1 protein-coding gene is annotated in these 485 nt (G+C 52.8%); it reads left to right on the forward strand.

All coding sequences use genetic code 11. The features are described from left to right. On the forward strand, positions 1-485 hold a 485-nt coding region (locus NB504_RS02460; protein ID WP_258428191.1), incomplete at both ends, for a contractile injection system protein, VgrG/Pvc8 family.

Consider the following 485-nt stretch of genomic DNA (forward strand, 5'->3'; position numbering starts at 1 on the left):
AGGTTAAGTTTTAGGCTCACCGTGGAGGGTTTGGCAGACGACACGTTAGTGGTACGTGAATACCAAGGCGTGGAATCGCTGTCTGATAGCGCGCAAGCGGGCCTGCGTTGCTACGGTTTTCGCTATGAGATAAAACTGGCCAGTCGCCAATCTGGCTTAACAGCGCTGGAGCTGGTGGACAAAACCGCTCAGCTTGAGATGTTGCGTGATGGCCTTGTCGTGCAGCGCGTGCACGGCATTGTGCGCCAGTTCAGTAAAGGCGATATTGGCCATCATCACACCTTTTACTCACTGACCTTAGTCCCGGCATTAGAGCGGCTATTACTGCGCCAAAACAGCCGTATTTTCCAGCTCAAAACCGTTCCCGAAATCCTCTCCATCGTACTGCAAGAGATGGGCATTAACGACTACGCCTTCTCGCTGAAACGTGAGTGTGCGCAGCGTGAATTCTGCGTGCAGTACCGTGAGACGGATATCGACTTCTT

This window comes from Vibrio sp. RM-69-4 (assembly GCF_024743775.1).
In the GTDB taxonomy this organism is placed as follows: domain Bacteria; phylum Pseudomonadota; class Gammaproteobacteria; order Enterobacterales; family Vibrionaceae; genus Vibrio; species Vibrio anguillarum.